Below are 21,332 nucleotides of genomic sequence, written 5' to 3' on the forward strand. Positions count from 1 at the left end.
TTTAATAACAGTCTTTGAAAAAAGGTCAGGAAACAGTGGAAGTAAAACGCGACATTCTGTGGCGCGTGTACCTGGGCTTTATAGCCGTGGCGATAGTGTGTGTACTGATCCTTGGTAAAGCATTTTATATCCAGCAGGTAGAAGGCGCTCACTGGCGTAGTATGAGTGATAGTCTTCACCAGCGGATCGAAGAAACGGAGGCTGAGCGCGGAACTATTTATAGCGAAGACGGGCAAATGCTCAGTACCAGTATGCCGCAGTTTGATATCTATATTGATTTTGCTGCAGACGGGCTTCGTGAAAAGAGTGGTGTTCGTTTCCGTAACAACCTTGATTCGCTGAGTTACTGCCTTTCGAAGTTGTTCAAGGATAAAACCCAGGATGAATATAAAAAGCTCCTGGATAACGGCTATAAAAAGAAAGACCGCTATTTCCTGTTGAAGCGTAAGATAGGATTCAGGGAATACCAGCAGCTCAGGAGTTTCCCGCTGGTGCGACTTGGAAAGAACAAAAGCGGGTTTATTGCTGAAACAAGAAGCATCAGGCTCAATCCTTACCAGATGCTGGCATTCAGAACGATAGGGCTGGCGCGGGATTCTTTTAAAGTGGGATTGGAGATGACCTATGATAGTGTGTTGAAAGGTGTTACAGGAAAAAGGCTGGTTCGATATATAGGTGGAGGTGTAAGTGTACCGGTTGACGAAGACGAATACCAGATGGAAGCGGAGAACGGAAAGGATGTGGTGACCACGCTGGATATTCATATCCAGGATATCGTGGAAAGCTCTCTGATGAAGATGATGAGTGCCAACGAAGCGCAGCATGGCTGCGCCATGGTGATGGAAGTAAGCACCGGGAAGATCAAAGCCATTGCGAACCTGGGACGCAGAAGTGATGGTACGTATTGGGAAGATCTGAACTATGCGCTCCGGACTACAGAACCTGGTTCAACAATTAAGCTTGCCACCCTGCTTTCGGCATTAAGCGAAGGCGGTGTAAAGCTGAGCGATCAGGTGGAAATAGGCACGACAGGCAGCGCGAGCGTAGGAGGAGTAAGGGAAGTGACCGATGCGGAAAGAGCGCCTAAACCTGTTATGACGGTAAAAGAATGTTTTGCTCATAGTTCCAATATCGGCATGGGCAAAATTGCCTATAAAACTTTTGCCGCCAATCCGGCGAAGTTTTTACGCTACCTGCACCAGCTGAGACTTGATACCGTTACAGGTATAGATCTGCTGGGTGAAGAAAGACCCCGGCTGCCACGCATGAAGCGAAACAACGAAGGGTTGCATGCCATGATAACAATGAGTTTTGGATATGCCATACAGGTAAGTCCATTGCAAACCCTCACCCTGTACAACGCCATAGCCAATAATGGCAGAATGATGAAACCATACCTGGTTAACAGCATTCAGAACAACGGCGTTGTGGAGAAAGAATACAACCCGGTAACACTTGTAGAAAACATCTGCACCCCACAGGTAGTAAAGGCTGCACAGGAATGTATGCGTGCCGTTACAACCGAGGGTACCGCCAAGACCCTGTTCCTGAATTCGCCCTACCCGGTAGCTGGCAAAACAGGAACTGCTCACGTTGCCGACGGTCGATACGGTTATAACGACGGTGTTTACCAGGCTTCATTTGCAGGCTACTTCCCGGCCGACAAGCCGCAGTACACCTGCATAGTGGTGATAAAAACAAAACCCAACGCTGTGGCTCACTTTGGTGGACAGCTTGCAGCGCCGGTGTTTAAAGAGATCTCTGACAGATTGTATACACTTTATGTGAAAAAAAGCAGCGACAACTTAAAGGTTGCTGTAAACACAAAGCCCGACAGCAGCGGCTTCAGGTACACAGGTATGAAGGAAGAGATGAAACAGTTGCTGGGTTCGCTGGGCGTTCGTTATGCCGATACAGGCACCGATAACAGCGATTGGGTAAATGTTTCGGGCGTGAATGATAGACCCATGCTGGCGGCCCTGCAGGTAAACAACAAGCAAATGCCTGCATTGAATGGAATGGGATTAAAAGATGCAGTATACCTGTGTGAGAATATGGGATTGAAAGTGAATATACGCGGCAAGGGAAGGGTAGCATCGCAATCATTGACAGCAGGGCAGCCTGTTGCAAAAGGACAGACAATTAGTATTGAATTAAAATAATAACTGAGGTGGCAATACTACAAGACATATTATACAAAGTGCCTTTGCTATCGGTAAATGGTAATACCAGCATACCCGTTACAGGCGTACAGATCGATTCCCGTAAGGTGGTTGATGGTAATGTGTTCGTTGCCATTCCCGGTGAACATGCCAATGGCAGCCAGTTCATAGGTAAGGCAATTGCTGCCGGCGCGGTAGCTATTGTCTGCGAATTATTTCCCGATCAAATGGAGCCGGGGATCACTTACCTGCAGGTTTCCAATGCACACGAAGCTGTAGCATATATGGCGCACCAGTTCTATGGCGAACCTTCAAAAAAAGTAAAGCTGATTGGTGTAACCGGTACCAACGGTAAAACCACTATAGCAACCTTATTATATAAGCTGTTTTCGGAACTGGGTCATACCTGTGGCCTGCTGAGCACGGTTCAGAATCATATTGGTAAAGAGGTTTTGCCTGCTACCCATACTACACCCGATGCTGTAAGTCTTAACGCCCTGCTGGCCAGGATGGTTGAAGAAGGCTGTACACACGTGTTCATGGAATGCAGCAGCCATGCTATTCACCAGCACAGGATCACAGGCCTGCATTTTACAGGGGCGCTGTTCAGTAATATCACTCATGACCACCTCGACTATCATAAAACGTTCGACGAGTATATCAGGGTAAAAAAGAGCTTCTTCGACAACCTGCCTTCCGATGCATTCGCGATCTCGAACCTCGACGAAAAGCGCGGAACGGTGATGTTGCAGAATACTGTTGCCAGGAAGTACTACTACAGTCTCAAGAATGTAGCAGACTTCAAAGGCAAAATACTTGAGAATGCACTGAGTGGCCTGGTCATGATCGTAAATGACAAGGAAGTGCACTTCAGGCTTATTGGTGAATTCAATGCCTATAACCTCATGGCCGTTTATGGCGCCGCCATTTGTGCAGGAGAAGATAATGACGAGGTATTGCGCGTTATGAGTATGCTTACCGGTGCTGAAGGCCGTTTCGATTATATCGTAAGCAACGATAAGATCATTGGCATCATTGACTACGCACATACTCCGGATGCATTGGAGAACGTGCTGGAAACCATCAAGAAACTGAGGAAAGGGCATGAACAGGTGATAACGGTGGTAGGTTGCGGAGGCGACAGGGATAAAACCAAACGCCCGGTGATGGCGCGGGTGTCGGCAGAGCTGAGCACCAAACTCATCCTTACCAGTGATAACCCGAGAACGGAAGATCCGCAGCAGATACTGAGGGATATGGAAGAGGGGCTGGATAGTGCCGGCAAAAGAAAGTCGATAACCATATCCGACCGGCGTGAAGCAATTAAAACAGCAGTGGCGCTGGCGAATAAAGAAGATATCATATTGATAGCAGGGAAAGGGCATGAGAAGTACCAGGATATCAATGGCGTGAAGCACGATTTTGACGATAAGGCAGTGCTGCTTGAAATGTTTGCATTGCTCAATAAATAATGACCATTTAACCAACTATGTTATACTATTTATTTACATGGCTGAAACAGCAATTTAACCTGAGTGGGGCTGGAGTTTTCCAGTTCATCACGTTCAGGGCGGCAATGGCAATACTGTTATCGCTGTTTATTGCAACAGTTTACGGCAAGCGGATCATCAATATGCTCAAAAGAAAGCAGATAGGTGAAACCGTTCGTGACCTGGGGCTGGCCGGAGAACAGCAGAAAAAAGGTACGCCTACCATGGGGGGGCTCATCATTCTGCTTGCGATCCTGATACCTACGCTGTTATTCGCCGACCTCAATAAGGTATACATAAGGCTGATGGTTTTGTGTACGGTTTGGCTGGGTGTGATTGGTTTCCTTGATGATTATTTCAAACTCAAAGCCCGCAAACAGGCGCAGCAACGCGGTGAAAAATATAAGAAAAGCGACAGCGACGGGTTAGCGGGTCTTACCAAGATCATTGGGCAGGTAGGTTTGGGTATTATCATCGGCGCCACGCTTTATTTCAATGATTCGGTAGTTGTAGAGCGTGAACTGGTGAATGGTACAGTTGCCACCGCCGGCATTCAACCGGGCGATAAAAAGCTGAATGAAGTGACAAGGGTGATAGATGGAGAACAGCGGCGGTTTGCAAGGGTAAAAACACCTATTACAACCATTCCCTTTGTTAAGAACCATGAATTCAATTATAGCAAGCTGGTGACCTGGATGGGTGACTGGGCAGAACAATATACCTGGGTTATTTACATCCTCATTGTCACCTTTATTGTTACGGCCGTTTCCAATGGTGCGAATATAACGGATGGACTCGATGGGCTGGCTGCCGGGGTGAGCGCCATAATAGGTGCAGCCATCGGTGTGTTCGCTTATGTGAGCGGTAACTACAAATTTGCTGAATACCTGAACGTAATGTACATCCCCAACCTCTCGGAACTATCCATTTTTATGGGAGCGTTTGTGGGGGCTTGTATCGGCTTCCTCTGGTATAATGCGTATCCGGCCCAGGTATTTATGGGCGACACAGGTAGTCTTGCTTTGGGAGGCATCATAGCATCACTGGCTATTATTGTGAGAAAGGAATTACTGATCCCCATTTTCTGTGGTGTATTCCTGATTGAATTGCTGAGTGTGATGATACAGGTGAGTTATTTCAAATATACCAAACGGAAATATGGAGAGGGGCGGCGCGTCTTTTTGATGAGTCCGTTGCATCATCACTACCAGAAAAAGGGCTTTCATGAGAGTAAGATCGCTGTTCGCTTCTGGATTGTAACCGTATTGTGTGTGGTGTTATCCATCATTACTTTAAAAATCCGATAACCGGCTCATGGCTAAGAAACTGGTGATATTAGGCGGCGGAGAAAGTGGTGTAGGCGCAGCGATCCTGGGCAAACAGCAGGGTTATGAAGTTTTTGTAAGTGATGCCGGTGCCATAAAAGAACAATACAAAAGCGACCTGCAGGTGCACCAGGTCGCGTTTGAAGAAAAGCAGCATACCGAAGCGCGTATACTTGCAGCAGATGAAGTGATGAAAAGCCCGGGCATCCCTGATAAGAACCCGTTGGTGAAGAAAATAAGAGCGGCAGGCATACCGGTGATCAGTGAAATAGAACTGGCTTACAGGTTTAAAGGTAACAGCAAGATCATTGCCATTACCGGCAGTAACGGTAAAAGTACTACCACTTCGCTTATCTGGCATATCTGCCGGCATGCGGGATGGGATTGCGCCCTTGTTGGAAATATAGGCTATTCATTTGCAAGGCAGGTGGCTGAAGCGCCTAAAGAGCTGTACGTTGCCGAAATAAGTTCTTTCCAGCTGGATGATATTAAAACATTCAGGCCCGATATAGCGGTGTTGCTCAATATAACGGAAGACCACCTGGACAGGTATGATTACAAATTTGAAAATTATATCGCCAGCAAGTTCAGGATTATTGAGAACCAGGTAGCAGGTGATTCTTTTATTTATTGTGCCGACGATGAAGTGATCGTCAACTATCTAAAAAACATTACCCCCATAACTAACCCATTGCCATTTTCTATGAAACAGGAAATTAAAAAAGGCGGAAACATTAAAGGCGATCAAATGATGATACGCGTACAGGAAGAAAGAGTTAGCATGAGCATCTATGATTTTGCTCTTAAAGGCAAACACAACCAGTATAACACAATGGCAGCAGGAATCGCAGCGGCAACGATCGGTATCCGCAAGGAAAAGATCAGGGAAGCCGTTAAAACTTTTGAGAGCCTGGAACATAGAATGGAGTATGTGGCAACCGTGCGCGGGGTTGAGTTCATTAACGATAGCAAGGCTACCAATGTAAACAGCACCTGGTATGCTTTGGAAAGCATCGAGAAGCCTACTATCCTCATTCTTGGTGGCGTTGACAAGGGCAATGATTACACCCTCATCGAAGACCTCGTAAAGGAAAAGGTGAAAGCGATCATTTGCATGGGTACCGACAACTCCAAGATCCTGGAAGCGTTTTCTGCTATTGTGCCTAAAATGGTGGAGGTAGAAAGTGCGGAAGAAGCGGTACAGTCTGCTTTCTCCCTGGCGGCAAAAGGCGACGTGGTATTACTGAGCCCTGCTTGTGCCAGCTTTGATTTATTCAAGAACTATGAAGATCGTGGCGACCAGTTCAAACAGGCCGTCAAAGATCTCTGAAGGATATTATAAGTATACTGAATGACAGAAACCACAGATAAATTATTCAGCCAGTTTGCCTCTGTTGAAGATGCGAAGGGCAACCTCATGAGTAAAACCAGGGGGGATAAATTTATCTGGGGTATCGTTATACTGCTGGCGCTTATTTCACTGCTCGTGGTTTACAGCGCTACAGGCTCACTTGCTTATAAAATGTATAAAGGGAATACAGAGGTTTACCTGTTCAAGCAGCTTTCGTTTATCATTCTGGGAATACTGCTGATCTATTTCCTGCACCGCGTGAACTATACTGTTTACTCGAGGGTGGCAACCATTTTATTTATGATATCGGTGCCGCTCCTGATCTATACATTGTTCTTCGGTGCAAAGATCAACGATGGCAGCCGGTGGATAAAACTGCCTGTTATTAATATGACAATACAAACGAGCGACCTGGCCAAGCTGGCGCTGTTTATGTATCTGTCGAGGCAACTGAGTAAGAAGCAGGAGGTGATCAAGGATTTCAGGAAAGGATTTCTTCCATTGATAACCCCTGTAGCCATTACCTGTATACTCATTATGCCGGCGAACCTGTCGAATGCATTGCTAACAGGAGCTATTTCGCTGTTGTTGCTTTTCATAGGCAGGGTGAGTGTGAAACATATTTTATTAGTAGTTGGGCTGGCTGCAATACCTATAGCACTGCTGATAGGTGTTGCTGTTTCGACCTACGACGGTGGAGCCAGGGAAGGAGTAAGGCCTACCGTTAAAACCGCTACGGTGGAAACCGGCGGAGTACTGATTCGTTTTAAAACCTGGGTCAAACGTGTCCAGGATTTTATATATGCGAAAGATGAAGAAGTGCCTTACCAGGTACAACAGGCCAAGATGGCGATAGCCAACGGGGGAGTGGTGTTTGGCCTGGGACCCGGTAACAGCCGGCAGCGGAACTACCTGCCGCAGGCTTATAACGACTTTATTTATTCGATCATCATTGAAGAGTATGGATTGCTGGGGGGAGCATTTATAGTGTTCATTTACCTGCTGTTCCTCTTCCGGTGTATCAGGATCTTCCGCCGATGTCCTTATGCCTTTGGGGCTTTCCTGGCATTAGGACTAAGCTTTACGCTGGTGATACAGGCGTTGGCGAATATGGCGGTAAACGTAAATATTGTTCCGGTAACGGGGGTAACCCTGCCGCTGGTGAGTATGGGGGGCAGTTCTTTCCTCTTTACCTGTGCAGCTATCGGAATTATTTTGAGTGTAGCCAGAAACCTGGAACAGATGGAGGGTAAAGAAGAACCTCTGCCTGTGACTGCCGATACGGCTGCTAAAACAGCAGTAGTAACGGCATAAATAATAAATGTATGAGTAACAGAATTATCATAGCAGGAGGTGGTACAGGCGGGCACATATTCCCGGCTATCGCCATTGCCAATGCTATCAGGCAGCAGCAGCCCGATACGCAGTTCCTGTTTGTAGGCGCCAAAGGCAAAATGGAAATGGAGCGCGTACCACAAGCCGGCTATGATATAAAAGGAATTGATATTGCAGGTTTTAACCGCAGTTCGCTGTTTAAAAACCTTTCTCTTCCATTTAAGCTCATCAAAAGTTTCTTCCAGGTACGCAGCATTATCAGTGGCTTTAAACCGGATGCGGTGATAGGAGTAGGAGGGTATTCCAGCTTTCCGGTATTAAGGGTGGCGCAGCAAAGAAATATTCCTACGTTCATTCATGAGAGTAATTCTTTTGCCGGGAAGAGTAATATCCTGTTAGGTAAGAAAGCTGTGCGGGTATTTGTTGCCAGCGAAGGAATGGAAAAATTCTTTCCTGCCGGCAAACTGCAGATCACGGGTAACCCTGTTCGCAAGTCGATTGCCGGAGCGGATATCAGCCGTGCCGAAGCGCTTGCCTTCTTTGGCCTGGCGGAAAACAAAAAAACAATACTCGTGGTAGGTGGAAGCCTGGGTGCGCGCAGTATCAATGAAGCCATTTCAAGTCATGTGCGTGACCTGGCGACCCTTAACCTGCAGCTGATATGGCAAACAGGGAAAACAGGAGCCCAGGCCTATAAACACAGGGGTGATGCTATTTCTAACATATGGGTGAACGATTTCATCGTGGAAATGGAGAAGGGGTATGCAGCTGCCGATGTTGTGATTTCACGCGCGGGCGCTATGGCGGTAAGCGAATTGTGTGTAGTGAAAAAGCCAACAGTCTTTGTGCCTTATCCGTTTGCTGCCGAAGATCATCAGACTATGAATGCAAAATACCTGGTTGATAAGGAAGCGGCGCTGATGGTAAAAGACGATGAAGTGAAGGCGAAACTTTTTCCCGCCATCACGCAGTTGGCCATGGATGAAGCAAAGCAGGAAAAATTGAGGAACAATATTGCCCGGCTGGCCGTCACGAATGCAGATGATGTGATTGCCACTGAGGTATTAGCATATATAAAAAAGAACACAGCCTCGTAAATGACAAAGCTGGAGCAGATAAAGAAAATTTATTTTATAGGTATCGGCGGCATTGGAATGAGCGCCCTGGCAAGGTATTTTATGTTCCGCGGCGCAAGGGTAAGTGGTTACGACCGCACGGAGACCCCGCTCACCAAGGCATTGGTAGTTGAAGGTATTCCCGTACACTATACTGCCGATATGGAAGCTTTGCCAAAGGATGTTGATGTGGTAGTATATACGCCCGCTATTCCTGCGAGCCAGGAAGAACTGGTGTATTATCGCGAACACGGCTATGAAGTGGTAAAGCGCAGCGATGTATTGCAATGGATCACTGAAAGTTCTTTTAATATCTGTGTTGGCGGAACGCACGGCAAAACAACCATCAGCACCATGGTAGCGCATTTGTTGCGCCACAGTGAATTCGGTTGTAATGCTTTCCTGGGTGGTATCTCTGCTAATTACCAGACTAATTTCTGGAGCAGTGAAAAGAATACCGCAGTTATTGAAGCCGATGAATACGATCGCAGCTTTCTGAAACTGGTGCCCGATATTGCGGTGATCACAGCAATGGATCCCGACCACCTGGATATTTATGGAACACCTGAAGAAGTTGAAAATGCTTTTATACAATTTGCCGGGAAAATAAAACCAGGTGGCTGTTTGATCAGTAAATATGGATTGTCGAGAGGTGAGGAGCTGAAGGCGCCAAGCCATATCACGTATAGCTTCGACAACAACAACGCCGATGTTTATGTAACATCCCTTCGCGTAGAAGAAGGTGCTTATATCTATAATATAAAAGCCCGCGGCTGGCAGCTTGAAAATATAAAGTTGCTTATGGGTGGGTTACATAATGTAGAAAACAGTATTGCTGCTATAACAGTTGCGAAACAACTGGGTATAAGTGATGATAAGATCAAAGCAGCAGTAGCTGCTTTCAGAGGGGTTAAGCGCAGATTTGAATATTATCTTCCGGAAATGCATCAAACGGCACCGGTATTGATAGATGATTATGCACACCATCCCGAAGAATTGAAGGCATTGATCACAGGTGTGAGAAGTTTATATGGTTCCCAAAAATGTACTGTAGTATTTCAGCCGCATCTGTTCAGCAGAACAAAGGATCTCGCAAGAGAATTTGCAGAGAGTCTTGATCTTGCTGATGAAGTAATACTATTACCAATTTATCCCGCACGCGAATTACCGGTGGAAGGTGTTACAAGTAACCTCATCGCAGGATACATGCAACGTGCAGATAAAAAGTTATTGGCTAAGGAAGAAATGCTCACTTACCTGGCAGAACATAAACCAGGGCTGGTGGTCATGGCAGGTGCAGGAGATATTGATGCGCTGGTATTACCGGTGAAGCAGGTACTAATGCAAACAGCTGTTGAATAAATGAGCTGGAGGAAGAAAATACAAACCATTGCCTGGTGTTTACTGGCGGTAGGCATTATTGTACTGCTGGTAGCAGCGGCACAAAAAAAGGACAGTCTTCATTGCGCCGATATCCATATCGAGATCGAAGGCGCCGAGGAGCATGTGTTTGTAGATGAAAAACAGGTATTGCAACTGCTTAATAAGGCAGGCGCTGTAAAAGGAAGGGCAATAGCATCTATTCCGCTGCGAAGCCTGGAACGTACAGTAAGAGCAGATACCTGGATTAAAGAAGCGGAATTGTTCTTTGATAATAACCAGGTGCTGCAGGTAAAGATAACAGAGCGTGAGCCGCTGGCAAGGGTGTTTACGCTTCAGGGGCAATCGTTTTACATCGACAGCAGTGGAACCAGGCTTCCTTTAAGCGACAGGCTTACGGCACGGGTTCCGGTGTTCACCTCCTTTCCAGGTAACAAGGGAAGGCTGTCTGCTCCTGATAGCGCCGTGTTAAAGGATATCAAGCTGCTGGCGACGACGATAGCAGCGCATCCTTTCTGGATGGAGCTGATATCACAGGTAGACATAACGCCGCAACGCACCTATCAGCTGATACCGCAACTGGGTAACCAGGTGATAGAACTGGGGCCGGCAACGGATGTAGAAACAAAATTGAATAAGCTCTATAGTTTTTATAAACAGGTATGGGCAAAAAATGGATTTGAAAAATATGAAAAGGTAGATGTACAATACGAGGGGCAGATAGTTGCCGTAAGAAAGGGGGAGGGTAAACCGGTGATAGACTCGGCAACGGCGATGCAGGAATTAACGAACAGTATCATTATGGCAGGAGGAATACCTGCAGCAGATACAATGAAAAAACCGGCAGTAGTAACAACGCCGCCTCCGGCGCCTAAAACGGCTCAGCAGCCGAAACCAGGCACGGCGGTGAACAGGCAGACACCTAAACCCAAACCGGCAGCGCCACCCCAAAAAGGTGGCAAGCCTAAAAAACAACCAAGGGCAGTAATGCCTGCGAGACATTAAAAAGGAGACAACAACTATTTCTTGATAAACAACAACAAACAACTAAAACACGTATCTATGAACCCGAATGAAGCGCCTATCATAGTGGGACTGGACATAGGCACAACTAAGATTGCTGCTATTGCCGGGCGAAAAAATGAATATGGCAAGCTCGAGATATTGGGCTTTGGCCGCGCCAACAGCAGTGGCGTACAACATGGCCAGGTACTCAATATCGACCAGACGATCAAAGCTATTCAACAGGCTTTGACAAACTGTTATGAGAGCAACCCCGACCTGGAGATCAACGAGGTGTACGTGGGTATTGCCGGACATCATATTAAAAGCCTGCAAACGCGCGGAGATATTGTTCGCCAGGACTCTGAAACAGAGATCGAACGTTGGGAAATTGATCAGCTGATCGATAACCAGCGCAAAACTTTTATTCCTGCCGGTGATCAGATCATTGATGTGATCCCACAGGATTTTCATGTCGACAACTTTCAGAACATTAAACACCCGGTAGGTTATAACGGTGTGAAGGTGGGAGCTAACTTCCATATCATCACCGGCGACAGGAACGCCATCCGTAATATCAACCGGTCTGTGGAAAGAAGTGGTCTTAAAACAAAAGACCTGGTGCTGCAGCCCCTCGCTTCAGCTTCTGCAGTTATGAGCGAAGTTGATATGGAGGCAGGTGTAGCCATCCTCGACATTGGAGGCGGAACCTCTGATCTGGCTGTTTTTTACGAAGGCATCCTGAAACATACAGCGGTGATCCCTTTTGGTGGTGAGAACATCACCAACGATATCCGCATGGGACTGGGTGTGCTGAAGAGCCAGGCAGAAGCCATGAAAGTACAGTTCGGCAGCGCCTTGTCTGATGAAGCAAAAGCAAATGCATTCATCACCATTCCCGGGTTAAAAGGCATGCCGGCTAAAGAGATAAGCGTTAAAAACCTGGCTAATATTATCCAGGCCAGAATGAGCGAAATACTGGACTTTGTTACCTATCACCTGAAGCAGGTAGGATTGGACAGTCGTTCTTTAAACGGTGGTATCATTTTAACAGGTGGTGGCTCCCAGCTGAAGCATCTCATCCAGTTAACAGAATATGTTACCGGGCTGAATGCGCGCATGGGCTTACCAAATGAGCATCTTGCAGTGAACCACATCGATGAACTCAAGAAACCCATGTATGCTACCTGTATCGGTCTTATCCTTAAAGGATACAGCGATTACGAGCATAAGAAAAAAGAATTTGACAACCGCTTTAAAAAAGTGGATGTACCCGAAAGCCTGAAAAAAGAAGAAGTGGCAGAAACTATTGCTGTAGCTGCCGCTGCTGAAACTGTTGACATGAAGAAACGCAGGGGACTTAACTTCTGGGATAAATTCAAAGATGGTATCATCGATTTGTTTAAAGAAGAGGGGGACCATGAAATCCGATAATCATTCTGAACGTTTAATACTTACTAATCCAAATACAAAATTCCGACTATGATACACTTTGATCTGCCAAAGCAAAAGTCGTCCATCATCAAAGTACTTGGTGTTGGCGGCGGAGGAAGTAATGCCGTGAACTACATGTTCGCGCAGGACATCGAGGGTGTTGATTTCATTATCTGTAATACAGATGCCAAGGCACTCGAACAAAGCGCAATTCCAAATAAAATCCAGCTCGGGCCCCATCTTACACAGGGGCTTGGTGCAGGTGCCAACCCTGAAGTGGGCAAGCAGGCGACTGAAGAATCGCTGGAAGAAATAAAACGCATCCTGGAGGTGAATACCAAAATGGCATTCATTTGCGCAGGTATGGGTGGCGGTACCGGTACCGGTGGTGCACCTATCATTGCACAGATCTGCCGCGAGCTGGGTATCCTTACGGTTGGTATTGTTACCACACCTTTCGGATTCGAAGGCCCCCGCAGGCAGCAACAGGCCGAATTGGGTATCAAACAGCTGGAACCATATGTAGATACATTGCTGGTGATCAGCAATGATAAACTGAGGATGCAGTACGGCAACCTGAAAATGAAAGAAGCATTTGGCAAGGCTGATAACGTATTGGCCACAGCTGCCAAATGTATCACTGATATCATCAATAGCCGTGGTCATATCATCGTTGACTTCGCCGACGTTTGCACGGTAATGAAGAATGGTGGTGTTGCCATCCTGGGTAGTGCCTTCGTAGAAGGTGAAGACAGGGCGCAGCGTGCTATTGAAGAAGCGCTAAGCTCTCCATTGCTAAATGATAATGATATCAGGGGCGCCAAATGGATCCTCATCAATATCAACAGCGCCGAAGGTGAACATGAGTGTACCATGGACGAGCTTGAAGTGATCAATACCCATCTGCGTATGCAGGCCGGTGAGAACACCGACGTGATTGTAGGTATGGGCTATGATAATGACCTGGACCGCAAAATAGGTATCACACTTATTGCTACAGGTTTCGAACATAAAGATCCTTTTGAAAGGAGGCCTGCTGTTGCACAACAGGTTGCCCCAAAAGAAGAGAAGATCATTATGACGCTGGATATTGACGGTGCAGAGAAAAAGCCAACCGCTCAATCACAGCAGTCACTTCCTTTTGAAGAAAAAGATCCTTTTGCTCCCCGCCTGGCCGATACCACTATGCCGCCGGTGATTGTAGAACAAAAGCCCGAAGAGATCGCGCCCCTGCCACAACCATCGGCAGATGGCGTATACCGCTTTGAGCTGTCTACCGACATTACTGCCGAAGTAAAGCCACTTCCGCAGGCGCCGGCACAGCCTGAAGAGCCGACGATGCAATACGTGGAAAAACCCGTAAGCAATGTCTTTACCGGCTTTCTGAGCAAACCTGCCAATATTTACTCCGAGCAGCAACGTGCCGCCCAGCAGCCGCCCGTACAGCAACAACAGCCTGTACAGCAGCAACCGGTAGCGCCGCAGCCAGTACAGCAGCCTTATCAGCCTGTAATGCCTCAGGCGCCTGCGCCACAGCAACCGGTTCAGCAGCAGCCAATGCCACACCAGCATACGTCGCCGCAGCCTCCCGCACAGCAACCGCCGGTGCAGCAGCCTTTTGCCCAGCAACAGCCTGCCCAGCCCGATCCGCACGCCGAAGAAGGTAATGAATTTCAGCTGGTGATCAAAGAAGACAGTGCGCCTGTACAGCCAACAGCGGCTATCACCACCTTCGACATTCATGACGATGAAGAAGACCAGAAAAGAAGAGCAGCAGAGCGTATTCAAAAGCTCCGCCAGCTTTCTTTCAATATGAATACTTCTGATCCGAACAATGAGTTTGAATCTGTTCCTGCCTATATCAGGCGGAACATGGACCTGTTCGGCAATACACTTACTTCAGTAGAAAACTTTTATAGTAAATACACTGTAAAAACCGATGATAATAACGAAACGAAAATATCATCACTGAATACGTTTCTGGACGGAAAAAAACCAGATTAATCAGTACCCTTGAGATCGTGTTTTTTAGTTGTTGTTCCCTCCCGTTTTGCCGGGAGGGATTTTTTTTATAACATTACCCCCAATCATTTGTTGTAATGGAAAAGCTAAGTATGCCTACTGTATTAATTACAGGCGGAACGGGCACTGTTGGTAAGAGATTAACGACCATGCTCGTTGCCAAAGGTTACCAGGTAATTGTTCTTACCCGTAACGTCGCAGCACAAAAACCCCGCACGGGCGTTTCCTATAAAGAATGGAACCTGGAAACAGGTTATATAGATCCTTCTGCCGTAGCAGAAGCCGATCATATCATTCACCTCGCAGGTGCGGGTGTGGCAGACAGCAAGTGGACCGAAAAGCGTAAAGCTGAAATTGTAAAAAGCCGTACAGAAAGCAGCGCCTTGTTGGTAAAAGCAGCCCGCCAATCTTCATCCCGTCTCAAAACGGTGGTCAGCGCTTCCGCCATTGGCTGGTATGCTGCCGACAAGCAACGCGTTCAAACAGAAGGATTTGAAGAAAACCTTCCCCCCGCACCGGGCTTCCTGGGCGAAACCTGTAAACTATGGGAAGAAAGTGTAGCGCCTTTTGCCGAAATGGGAAAACGACTGGTAATACTTCGTACCGGCCTGGTGCTTAGCAACGATGGTGGTGTAATTGCTGAATTTAAAAAGCCGCTGAAGTTTGGAATCGCTACCATTATGGGTTCAGGAGAACAGGTGATGAGCTGGATCCATATCGGGGACCTTTGCCGCATGTACATCTATGCGTTGGAGAACGAACAGTTGGCTGGTCCTTATAACGCCGTAGCGCCATCTCCTGCTAGCAGTAAAGCAGTGGTGCTGGCCCTGGCGAAACAATTAAGAAATAAAAGCTTCATAGCAGTACACGTTCCGGCCTTTGTTCTGAAAGCGATGCTGGGAGAAATGAGTATTGAAGTGCTCAAAAGCGCCACCATCAGCGCCGCGAAAATAAAAGCAGCAGGCTTTCTCTTTCTATACCCCTCGCTGGTGCCTGCATTGGAAGAGCTGGATAGCGAAGAATAAAAAAGCCGGAGAAAAAATAACTCCGGCTTTTTTATATTCTATAGGTCCACTGTTTCGAATCGCTTTTTTACAACAAACACATACAGTGCGAGGTATATAAATGCTGCAATCAGTAGATACAAAGTGTCCTGGTATTTGAACATCTGGCTTGTAATAACTTTTAAGAATGGAAATGGTATCAGGTTGCTCACCGACCGCAGTGGCAGGAAGTCCCCTGCATCGGGCAAGCCAGTTTTGATGAAGAGCCATTGCACTAAACGTTCCAGTACAGAGATGTACAGGAACAATATGCCGATAGTGATACCCGACCGTTTGAATAATACCGACATCAGCAATGCAACACTGCCATAGCTAAGTGCCTGGATGAAAAAATACAACAGGTATTCGGCCTTGTCGAAGCTGAAGGAGGCATTGCCTTCTGCAAAGCCAAATATCAAGACGGTAATAGCTACGATAATAGTGCTGGCCAGCGCTATTACAACCACATCGGCGATCTTTGCTATCACAAACTCGGTGCGGCTTAAACCGTCGATGACATTCTGACGATGGGTCTTGAAATTGAATTCATTGGTTGTTAATATCACAATGAGTAAACAAGGAATAAACAACATAAAGCCGCTTAGCCACGAAACGGTATGCCATACATCGGGAAAGCGGAAGGGAGGAGCGCCCAGTAACATGGCAGCAGCAGCATCCATGCCTTTAGTACCTGGTTTTGCGACTTGAAATTCATGCACAATAGAATTAAGTCCCACAACACTTATCACAAATAACCCGGCAAGTATCCAGAAGGTGCGGTAATTCTTTACTTTAAGCCATTCTATTTTTAACAGTTGCCACATATGATCAGGAGTTGGTAAGTTCAAAGAATTTGGTTTCCAGGCTTTTCCTCTTTAGCTGGAGCTGGTTTAAAACCACCCCCTGTGAAAAGCAATGTTGGTTAATAGCTTCCAGGTTGGCAGTGCCAATAGGATAGAGCAGCTGTAATGTACCATCCTGCTGTTTTATGTTGTATCCACCTGGTAACAGCCTCAATGCGGCTTCCAGCGCGGAAAGGTTCGAAGCGCCTGTTACTACGATGTCTTCGTTTACGAGTACTTCGTTAACATGCCCCGCAGTTAACAGCTTTCCTTTTTTCAGGATGGCCACATGGGTACATACTTTTTCCACTTCATCGAGCAGGTGACTGGCCATGATAATGGTTTTGCCTCCGCCTGCCAGCTGCATAATGAGTTGGCGGATCTCGGCAATACCTACCGGGTCAAGTCCATTGGTAGGCTCGTCAAGAACAAGTATTTCAGGATCGCCAAGTAAGGCCGCGCCAATAGCCAGCCGCTGTTTCATTCCCAATGAAAAGGTGCTGAATTTGCTGTTCCTGCGTTCATACAGGCCTACCTGCTGAAGTACCGCGTCTATGCGGTCATATCCCGCTCCTTTTATTTCAGCAGCAATGCGCAGGTTGTGTACTGCCGATAAATAATGATAGAAGTTGGGCGTTTCCAACAATGTACCTATCTGTTTGCGTACCGCTGACGAAGATGTTTGCCCCAGGAAACTATAAGTACCTGAAGATGCTTTCAGTACATCTGTTACAATACCCAGTAAGGTTGTCTTGCCGCTTCCGTTAGGGCCCAGGATGCCAAAAACACTGCCGCCGGGGACAGTGAATGAAACATCGTTCAGCGCCTGCACAGAACCATAAAATTTGGTGATGCCTTGTAAGGCGAGAATATCAGCCATAAGTTGATTTGCCGGTTTTAAACGTATTATGGCTAACAATATACAATACAATGAGGGTAATTACCAGAATGAAAAAGGACCAACGGCATTTATGACTGCCTGTTGGTCCCAAATATTTTGAAGCCTATGCAAAACAGGGTAACCCCAAACGCATTACAAAGCGATCTGTCTCTCCGTCATCATCCGCCGCAGATTTATCAAACCGTAGCGCATACGTCCCAATGCAGTGTTGATACTACAATTGGTAGTTGCTGCAATTTCCTTGAAACTCATGTCTCCAAAATGGCGTAATACAATTACTTCTCTCTGTTCTTCCGGTAACTCCTGCAGCATCCGGTGCACACGATCATGGCTTTGCTGCCTGATGATCTTTTGCTCCTGGTTATCATCCGAAACCAACAGCCATTCAAATACATCATTGTTGTCGCTGTCTACAATAGCAGGTAAACGCCTGATCTTGCGGAAATAGTCCACACACAGGTTATGCGCTATCCGCATAGCCCATGGAAGAAACTTTCCTTCCTCGTTATAACGTTTGCCGCGTATGGTATCGATGATGCGGATAAATGTTTCCTGGAAAAGATCTTCTGCCAGGTATTTGTCCTTTACCAGGTACAAAATCGAACTGAACAGTTTATCTTTATAACGTGTGATCAATGCTTCAAAAGCATATTTATCACCTTCATGAAAAGCATGAATAAGTTGCGTGTCAGTATATTGATTGAACCTTCTCATAACGGGGGCCTTTTGGGTTATGACCTGCGTTTTTTAATAATATAAAAAATATCGTGCCTGAGTAAAGGTTCTATCTATACGCAAATGAGGTTTAATTGTGAATGCAATGTGAATTTACAATATACACACAAGTTAGCTGCATGGAAAATGTAAAAGATTTGTGAAGAAATTTGAACAAAAAGGCATTGTTTTGGTGGCAGTTTATATAAATAGTTTAAATAAACGGAATGGAAGCGAATCGTACAGCGGCAGAAAAAAAGAAAAAACAACAAAAAACAACAGATAATACACCAGCTCCACAGGATGCAATTCTGGTAAAAGGCGCTCGTATTCATAATCTTAAGGATGTAACGGTTTCTTTCCCGAGGAACCGTTTTATTGTGGTAACGGGCGTATCGGGCAGCGGTAAGTCTTCTCTTACCATCGATACCCTGTTTGCCGAAGGGCAGCGTAGGTATGCAGAAAGCCTTAGCGCCTACGCCCGTCAGTTCATGTCGCGCATGGCAAAACCCGACGTGGATTATATCAAAGGGCTTTGTCCGGCCATCGCCATTGAACAAAAGGTGATCACCCGTACCCCCAGGAGTACGGTGGGCAGTATGACCGAAATTTATGACTACCTGCGCCTGCTTTTTGCACGTGTTGGTAAAACCATTTCCCCGGTATCGGGTCGCGAAGTGAAGAAAGACGATGTTACCGATGTGGTAAATGCTATCGTTAACCTTCCCGAAGGCTACCGCGTGGTTATCCTGGTTTCGTTTAAACAGCATGCCAACCGCGATGTGCGCGAAGAACTGAATATTCTTTTGCAGAAAGGTTTTAGCCGTATGTACCTGCGCCATCCCGGTGAAGCCGGCGAGCCGCTGCGTATCGAAGACCTGCTGGAGATGGATGAAAAAGAACTGATGGCAAAACTGGCAGGTGCAAAAGCGCCAAAAGGAAAAACTGCGAAGGCAAAGAATACAGCATTGCCCCTGTACCTGCTTATCGACAGGATTGTCATTAAACCTTTCGAAGAAGACGATCAGCACCGTTTATCCGATTCCATCAATACCGCCTTCTATGAAGGGGAGGGTGAAGTATATGTTGAGGTGAACGGCACCGAAATGGTACACTTCAGCAACAAGTTTGAGCTGGATGATATGACCTTTGAAGAGCCGGTACCCAATCTCTTTTCTTTTAATAACCCTTATGGCGCCTGCCCTACCTGTGAAGGTTTTGGACAGGTATTGGGGATCGATGAAGAACTGGTGATCCCCGACAGAAGATTAAGTGTATACGAAGGCGCCGTAGCTCCATGGAAGGGAGAAAAGTTAGGCTGGTGGCGCGACCAGTTTGTTAAAGGTGCCAGGCTGATCGATTTTCCTATTCATAAACCCATTGCAGATCTTTCGGCAGAACAGTATAAGCTGTTATGGTCGGGTAAAAGCAATGTTTATGGTATCCGCGACTTCTTTAAAGAAGTAGAGCAAAACCTTTATAAAGTACAATACAGGGTATTGTTGAGCCGTTACCGCGGACGCACTTCGTGCCCGGACTGCGAAGGCTCGAGACTTCGCAAAGAAGCGCTTTATATTAAGGTTGGAGGAAAGCATATAGGAGAGCTCTGTAACTGGCAGGTACGTGATCTTAAAGCGTGGTTTGCAGCGCTTGACCTGACAGAGCACGAACAGCAGATCGCAAAAAGAATACTGCTCGAAGTAAACCAGCGCTTACAAACGCTTATCGATGTTGGCCTGGGTTATCTTACGCTAAGCCGTCTCGCCAACTCACTCAGCGGGGGAGAAAGCCAGCGTATACAGTTAACGCGCAGCCTGGGCAGTAACCTTACAAATTCGTTATATATTCTCGATGAGCCGTCAATAGGTTTGCATTCAAGAGATACCGAACGCCTGATCGCTGTGTTGAAGCAATTGCGCGAATTAGGCAATACCGTGGTGGTAGTGGAACATGACGACATGATGATGCGCCAGGCAGATCATATCATTGATATGGGACCCCTGGCTTCGCACCTGGGCGGCGAAGTTGTAGCTGTAGGTAATTACGACGAGCTTACCGCAAACCCTAAAAGTTTAACAGGAAGATATCTGAAAGGAGAACTGAAAATAGAACCACCTAAATCTGTACGCAAATGGAAGCAAAGTATTGTGGTGGAAGGCGCGCGTCAGAATAACCTGAAAGATATCACGGTTGAATTCCCGCTGAATGTATTATGCGTGGTAACCGGTGTAAGCGGAAGCGGCAAAACAACGTTGGTAAAACAGATCCTTTATCCCGCATTGAAAAAGATGAAGGGCGAGCCCGCAGATAAAGTAGGTTTCCATAAAGCTATCACCGGCGCTACCGATACTATCAGCCAGATAGAATTGGTAGATCAGAACCCCATTGGTAAATCGTCCAGAAGTAACCCTGTAACCTATATCAAAGCCTACGATGATATCCGTGAGTTATATGCCAAACAACCAATGTCTAAAGTGCGTGGCTTCCAGCCGAAACACTTTTCATTTAACGTAGATGGCGGACGTTGCGATGCCTGTAAAGGGGAAGGCGAACAAGTGGTAGAAATGCAGTTTCTTGCCGATGTGCATCTTACCTGTGAAGTATGCGGTGGCAAAAAATTCAAAGAGGAAGTACTCGAAGTCACTTATAAAGACAAGAGCATTTACGATGTGCTTGAAATGAGTGTAGATGAATCGTTGGAATTCTTCAAAGACGAGAAGTCTATCAGCAAAGCCATCCAGCCATTGCAGGATGTAGGTTTGGGCTACATTAAACTGGGCCAGAGCAGTGATACGCTTAGTGGCGGTGAAGCGCAAAGGGTAAAACTTGCCAGTTTTCTTGGTAAGGGGAAAGCACAGGGGCAAATACTTTTCATCTTCGATGAGCCTACTACCGGTCTTCATTTCCATGATATCAAGAAACTGCTGGCTTCCTTCCAGGCGCTTATTGAACAGGGACATTCGCTGCTTGTAATAGAACACAATACCGATGTTATAAAATGTGCCGACTGGCTGATAGATCTTGGCCCCGAAGCCGGTGATGCCGGTGGTACACTTGTATTTGCCGGTGTTCCGCAGGAATTGAAAAAAGTAAAGGCCAGCCATACAGGAAAATTTCTGTAGAGCAGCCGTACATAATAAAACGAAGAGGTTGTATTTGTGATACAACCTCTTTCTTCAGGCAAAGCCTTTCCCGTTTTCCTCAAACATCAATCAA

At 46.5% G+C, this 21,332-nt stretch carries 15 protein-coding genes; 12 read left to right on the top strand and 3 right to left on the bottom strand.

What is annotated here, in order from left to right:
• Window positions 1–14 precede the first annotated feature (14 nt).
• The 11 genes from ESB13_RS19990 to ESB13_RS20040 all read left to right on the top strand — a co-directional run bounded on the left by ESB13_RS19990 (window position 15) and on the right by ESB13_RS20040 (window position 15,641).
• Window positions 15–2,162 (top strand): penicillin-binding protein, encoded by a 2,148-nt coding sequence (locus ESB13_RS19990; RefSeq protein WP_246022637.1) that lies wholly within the window; start codon window positions 15–17, stop codon window positions 2,160–2,162.
• 8 nt (window positions 2,163–2,170) lie between these two features.
• A complete protein-coding gene (locus ESB13_RS19995) occupies window positions 2,171–3,634 on the top strand; it encodes a UDP-N-acetylmuramoyl-L-alanyl-D-glutamate--2,6-diaminopimelate ligase (protein WP_129005474.1) in 1,464 nt (487 codons plus the stop codon).
• Window positions 3,635–3,651: 17 nt separating this feature from the next.
• On the top strand, window positions 3,652–4,959 hold the full coding sequence (gene mraY, locus ESB13_RS20000; protein ID WP_129005475.1) for a phospho-N-acetylmuramoyl-pentapeptide-transferase: 1,308 nt from the start codon (window positions 3,652–3,654) through the stop codon (window positions 4,957–4,959).
• A 7-nt stretch (window positions 4,960–4,966) separates the two neighbouring features.
• Entirely contained in the window at window positions 4,967–6,307 is a 1,341-nt protein-coding gene (gene murD / locus ESB13_RS20005) for a UDP-N-acetylmuramoyl-L-alanine--D-glutamate ligase (RefSeq protein ID WP_129005476.1), read from the top strand.
• Window positions 6,308–6,328: 21 nt separating this feature from the next.
• Window positions 6,329–7,642, top strand: a complete 1,314-nt coding sequence (locus ESB13_RS20010) for an FtsW/RodA/SpoVE family cell cycle protein (RefSeq protein WP_129005477.1) — start codon at window positions 6,329–6,331, stop codon at window positions 7,640–7,642.
• Window positions 7,643–7,653: 11 nt separating this feature from the next.
• A complete protein-coding gene (murG, locus tag ESB13_RS20015; RefSeq protein ID WP_129005478.1) occupies window positions 7,654–8,760 on the top strand; it encodes an undecaprenyldiphospho-muramoylpentapeptide beta-N-acetylglucosaminyltransferase in 1,107 nt (368 codons plus the stop codon).
• Complete coding sequence (gene murC / locus ESB13_RS20020) at window positions 8,761–10,140, top strand: UDP-N-acetylmuramate--L-alanine ligase (protein ID WP_129005479.1); 1,380 nt, start codon at window positions 8,761–8,763, stop codon at window positions 10,138–10,140.
• Entirely contained in the window at window positions 10,141–11,163 is a 1,023-nt protein-coding gene (locus ESB13_RS20025; RefSeq protein ID WP_129005480.1) for a cell division protein FtsQ/DivIB, read from the top strand.
• A gap of 57 nt (window positions 11,164–11,220) precedes the next feature.
• The gene (gene ftsA / locus ESB13_RS20030; protein WP_129005481.1) at window positions 11,221–12,594 is read left to right on the top strand and encodes a cell division protein FtsA; all 1,374 of its coding nucleotides are present in this window, start codon (window positions 11,221–11,223) and stop codon (window positions 12,592–12,594) included.
• Window positions 12,595–12,642: 48 nt separating this feature from the next.
• Entirely contained in the window at window positions 12,643–14,598 is a 1,956-nt protein-coding gene (gene ftsZ, locus ESB13_RS20035) for a cell division protein FtsZ (protein ID WP_129005482.1), read from the top strand.
• Window positions 14,599–14,693: 95 nt separating this feature from the next.
• Entirely contained in the window at window positions 14,694–15,641 is a 948-nt protein-coding gene (locus tag ESB13_RS20040; RefSeq protein WP_246022638.1) for a TIGR01777 family oxidoreductase, read from the top strand.
• Between the two features lie 38 nt (window positions 15,642–15,679).
• On the opposite strand, the gene ESB13_RS20045 is transcribed toward ESB13_RS20040, so the two are convergent.
• The 3 genes from ESB13_RS20045 to ESB13_RS20055 form a co-directional block, all read right to left on the bottom strand.
• Window positions 15,680–16,483, bottom strand: coding sequence for an ABC transporter permease (locus ESB13_RS20045; RefSeq protein WP_129005483.1), 804 nt, complete (start codon window positions 16,481–16,483; stop codon window positions 15,680–15,682).
• A gap of 4 nt (window positions 16,484–16,487) precedes the next feature.
• On the bottom strand, window positions 16,488–17,381 hold the full coding sequence (locus ESB13_RS20050) for an ABC transporter ATP-binding protein (RefSeq protein WP_129005484.1): 894 nt from the start codon (window positions 17,379–17,381) through the stop codon (window positions 16,488–16,490).
• Between the two features lie 153 nt (window positions 17,382–17,534).
• Window positions 17,535–18,116, bottom strand: a complete 582-nt coding sequence (locus ESB13_RS20055; RefSeq protein ID WP_129005485.1) for an RNA polymerase sigma factor — start codon at window positions 18,114–18,116, stop codon at window positions 17,535–17,537.
• Window positions 18,117–18,343: 227 nt separating this feature from the next.
• Between ESB13_RS20055 and uvrA the strand changes: the two genes are divergently transcribed.
• On the top strand, window positions 18,344–21,238 hold the full coding sequence (gene uvrA, locus ESB13_RS20060; protein ID WP_129005486.1) for an excinuclease ABC subunit UvrA: 2,895 nt from the start codon (window positions 18,344–18,346) through the stop codon (window positions 21,236–21,238).
• The last annotated feature ends 94 nt before the right edge of the window (window positions 21,239–21,332 follow it).

This window comes from Filimonas effusa, from assembly GCF_004118675.1.
Taxonomy (GTDB): Bacteria; Bacteroidota; Bacteroidia; order Chitinophagales; family Chitinophagaceae; genus Filimonas; species Filimonas effusa.

Bases quoted from the DNA above. Each gene is read 5' to 3' on its own strand.
- mraY (WP_129005475.1), top strand. From the start codon at position 3,652: ATGTTATACTATTTATTTACATGGCTGAAACAGCAATTTAACCTGAGT.
- murD (WP_129005476.1), top strand. From the start codon at position 4,967: ATGGCTAAGAAACTGGTGATATTAGGCGGCGGAGAAAGTGGTGTAGGC.
- ESB13_RS20010 (WP_129005477.1), top strand. From the start codon at position 6,329: ATGACAGAAACCACAGATAAATTATTCAGCCAGTTTGCCTCTGTTGAA.
- murG (WP_129005478.1), top strand. From the start codon at position 7,654: ATGAGTAACAGAATTATCATAGCAGGAGGTGGTACAGGCGGGCACATA.
- murC (WP_129005479.1), top strand. From the start codon at position 8,761: ATGACAAAGCTGGAGCAGATAAAGAAAATTTATTTTATAGGTATCGGC.
- ESB13_RS20025 (WP_129005480.1), top strand. From the start codon at position 10,141: ATGAGCTGGAGGAAGAAAATACAAACCATTGCCTGGTGTTTACTGGCG.
- ftsA (WP_129005481.1), top strand. From the start codon at position 11,221: ATGAACCCGAATGAAGCGCCTATCATAGTGGGACTGGACATAGGCACA.
- ftsZ (WP_129005482.1), top strand. From the start codon at position 12,643: ATGATACACTTTGATCTGCCAAAGCAAAAGTCGTCCATCATCAAAGTA.
- ESB13_RS20040 (WP_246022638.1), top strand. From the start codon at position 14,694: ATGGAAAAGCTAAGTATGCCTACTGTATTAATTACAGGCGGAACGGGC.
- ESB13_RS20045 (WP_129005483.1), bottom strand. From the start codon at position 16,483: ATGTGGCAACTGTTAAAAATAGAATGGCTTAAAGTAAAGAATTACCGC.
- ESB13_RS20050 (WP_129005484.1), bottom strand. From the start codon at position 17,381: ATGGCTGATATTCTCGCCTTACAAGGCATCACCAAATTTTATGGTTCT.
- ESB13_RS20055 (WP_129005485.1), bottom strand. From the start codon at position 18,116: ATGAGAAGGTTCAATCAATATACTGACACGCAACTTATTCATGCTTTT.
- uvrA (WP_129005486.1), top strand. From the start codon at position 18,344: ATGGAAGCGAATCGTACAGCGGCAGAAAAAAAGAAAAAACAACAAAAA.